This window comes from Pseudomonas sp. PWP3-1b2, assembly GCF_049896045.1.
Classification (GTDB): domain Bacteria; phylum Pseudomonadota; class Gammaproteobacteria; order Pseudomonadales; family Pseudomonadaceae; genus Aquipseudomonas; species Aquipseudomonas antarctica_B.
In genome coordinates this window covers 24450-27905 of sequence record NZ_JAFCTN010000059.1, presented here as the reverse complement: position 1 = coordinate 27905, position 3456 = coordinate 24450, and the positions used below count along the sequence as shown (strand labels likewise).

Sequence of the window (3456 nt, the reverse complement as noted above, 5' to 3'; positions counted from 1 at the left end):
GTTGGGTTGCGCAGCAGCCCCAAACTGAGACGCCGCGTTCTTTCTGAAAGAACGCGGCGTTTTTTTTATGGGGCTGCTGCGCAGCCCAACGCGGGGCAAGCCCGCTCGCCACAACAAACCCGCTCCCCACTAAACTTGCGACATGCCAGGCCGACAAACTGGCACTATCACGCTAAATGACTCGCAGAGATAACGGACATGTCCCTACGCACCCTGCTCACCGCCCTCCTCCTGACCGCCAGCGCCTCAGCCATGGCCGACACCGAAGTCGTCAACCTGAGCAACCGCACCAGCGCCGACTTGCTGCCGGTGGCGCAGAATTTCATCGGCAAGGACGGCACCGTCAGCGCCTATGGCAATCAGCTGATCGTGAATGCCGACCCCGGCAAAATCCAGGACCTGCGCGCACTGCTTTCTCAACTCGACACTCCCGCCAAGCGCCTGCTGATCACCGTCGACACCAACGACAACAATCAGCAAAACAGCGGCGACAGCCAAACCCGCATCATCAGCTACGGCACCACCAGCCGTGACGGCGGCGTGCAGCAGATCCAGGCCAGCGAAGGTGTGCCGGCACTGATCCAGGTCGGCCAGAGCGTGCCGCTCACCACCACGCAGCCTGACGCCTACGGTCGCCCGCAAAATCAGACTCAGTATCGCAACGTAACCCAAGGCTTCTACGTCACCGCCAGCGTCACCGGCGAGACCGTTCACCTGGCTATCAGTACCAACCGTGACCGCATGAGCCAGGAACGTCCCGATGTAGTGAACGTTCAGAGTACCGACACAACGGTCAGCGGGCGCTTGGGTGAATGGATTACTCTGGCCGGCATCAATCGCGAGACCCAGGCCGATAAATCCTCTACAACCCGCAGCTACTCTACTCAGGGCCGTGATGACCTGACGTTGCGGGTCAAGATCGACACCCTGAACTGAAGCACCAAAAACTGACTGGCGGGTCGTATTAGACTAAAGATGTAGTGCTTCAAAAAAAGCACTACAAAACGTTTGACGATCGAAAAAAGCATGGGCATGATGGCCTCGCTCCCGCTAATCAGGGGCCCTGGCAAGGGCCTTCGGATCGTCGCTCTAAGCTACCCACCTGAGCCGATTCGTGTCTGTACCGCCCACAAGGTGTGTTTGACGAGGTTGCGACTGGAACGAAGTTGTCCCGAGGGACGGAAGCTATCCAGGTAACCCGGCTACACACTGACGAATACCCGAGGGCCCACGATGCCCGAAGACTGTTCTCGGTCTGCCTGCTACCTGCTCCCCTCTCGCAACACGTTCATCCCGTCGCATTCCCCGCCAAACCCGACATGACCGCCTAAGCTTCTGGTCAGCGAGCAGCCCTGCCCACGCATTGAATGCACGGCTGGAAAACGGATCTTCTAAACGCGACGAGGTTTATCTCCATGGCACTGACACGCGAACAGCAAATTGCAGCCCTTGAAAAAGACTGGGCTGAAAACCCACGCTGGAAAGGCGTAACCCGCGCTTATTCCGCTGCTGACGTCGTCCGCCTGCGTGGCTCGGTTCAACCTGAGCACACCTTTGCAAAACTCGGCGCCGAGAAGCTGTGGAACCTGGTGACCCAAGGTGCCAAGCCTTCCTTCCGTCCCGACAAAGATTTCGTCAACTGCATGGGCGCCCTCACTGGCGGCCAGGCAGTGCAACAGGTGAAAGCCGGTATCCAGGCGATCTACCTGTCCGGCTGGCAAGTGGCAGCGGACAACAACTCCGCTGAATCCATGTACCCCGACCAATCGCTGTACCCGGTGGACTCGGTTCCAACCGTGGTCAAGCGCATCAACAACTCGTTCCGCCGTGCCGACCAGATCCAGTGGAAAGCCGGTAAAGGTCCGGGCGATGAAGGCTACATCGACTACTTCGCGCCGATCGTGGCCGACGCGGAGGCCGGTTTCGGCGGCGTACTCAACGCCTACGAGCTGATGAAAAGCATGATCGAGGCAGGCGCTGCCGGCGTGCACTTCGAAGACCAACTGGCGTCGGTCAAGAAATGCGGCCACATGGGCGGCAAGGTACTGGTGCCCACCCAGGAAGCCGTACAAAAGCTGACTGCTGCCCGCCTCGCCGCTGACGTTGCCGGTACGCCGACCATCATTCTGGCGCGTACCGATGCCAACGCGGCAGACCTGCTGACTTCGGATTGCGACCCGTACGACCAGCCGTTCGTGACTGGCGAGCGCACACAGGAAGGTTTCTACAAAGTGCGCGCCGGTCTCGACCAGGCTATCGCTCGCGGCCTGGCCTATGCGCCGTATGCCGACCTGATCTGGTGCGAAACCGCCAAGCCGGACCTGGACGAAGCGCGTCGCTTTGCTGAAGCGATCAAGAAGGAATACCCGGACCAGCTGCTGTCCTACAACTGCTCGCCTTCCTTCAACTGGAAGAAGAACCTGGACGACGCGACCATCGCCAAGTTCCAGCGTGAATTGTCTGCCATGGGTTACAAGCACCAGTTCATCACCCTGGCTGGCATTCACAACATGTGGCACAGCATGTTCAACCTGGCGCACGACTACGCCCGCAACGACATGACGGCTTACGTGAAGCTGCAGGAGCAGGAGTTCGCTGACGCTTCCAAGGGTTACACCTTTGTGGCGCACCAACAGGAAGTGGGCACTGGCTACTTTGACGACATGACTACCGTGATCCAGGGCGGGTCTTCTTCGGTAACCGCGCTGAAGGGCTCGACTGAAGAAGAACAGTTTCACTAAGTAATCGCGAGTACACGGCCACTGCGGCCCCAGGGAAGACCTAACCGCAGTGCCGCACAACCATCACGCCCCGACCTGTTCGGGGCGTTTTTTATTTCAGGCGCACCGAAAATCAAAGGTGGGAGCTGGCTTGCCTGCGATGGCGGTGGGTCAGGCAACCCATCCATACCTGATGCACCGCCATCGCGGGCAAGCCCGGCTCCCACAGAAAATGAGTCAGCGCTGAAGATTTTTGGCGAAACATTGATCCAGCGCGGTATTTGGGCGGATCAAATCGGTTAAAAGATCTGTTCCAGCAACTAGCGGCAATCGAGCAAGTAACAACAACTTCCCCCGCCACACGAGAAACATTCGCTTAAACCCCACGCAAACAACATTCATTATCATTTAGCCCATGAAAACTTCGTTACCGCTCAAACAAAACAGAATTGGCCAAATGCCCGCTAATCCCCGCCCCGCAAGGGCCACAGCCCCAAGAAGGTGCACTATGTGGTTATTCCATGGAATAATTTCGCTATAGGAATTTTACTTGCCCGGTGTTTAGCCATAAAATCACCGCGATTGATTGCAGTGCGACATATCGTCACTGCATCGTTACTTTTTCGAGCTCAGAGACCTTTGCTCTCTGTTAAGGATTTCCAGCATGACCGAAGCGACAGGACTCATGGCCCACAACTGGGGCTTTGCCATTTTCCTCCTCGGTGTTGTCGGCCTA

General features: G+C 57.7%; 2 protein-coding genes and 1 pseudogene. All 3 read left to right on the top strand.

Annotation, left to right across the window (positions count from 1 at the left end; translation table 11 throughout):
- Positions 1 to 198 precede the first annotated feature (198 nt).
- A complete protein-coding gene (locus tag ACP7A2_RS25360) occupies positions 199 to 936 on the top strand; it encodes a secretin N-terminal domain-containing protein (RefSeq protein ID WP_426136529.1) in 738 nt (245 codons plus the stop codon).
- Positions 937 to 1415: 479 nt separating this feature from the next.
- The gene (gene aceA / locus ACP7A2_RS25355) at positions 1416 to 2741 is read left to right on the top strand and encodes an isocitrate lyase (protein ID WP_078743301.1); all 1326 of its coding nucleotides are present in this window, start codon (positions 1416 to 1418) and stop codon (positions 2739 to 2741) included.
- A gap of 643 nt (positions 2742 to 3384) precedes the next feature.
- Positions 3385 to 3456, top strand: a pseudogene (locus tag ACP7A2_RS25350) (NADH-quinone oxidoreductase subunit A); the annotation flags it as partial.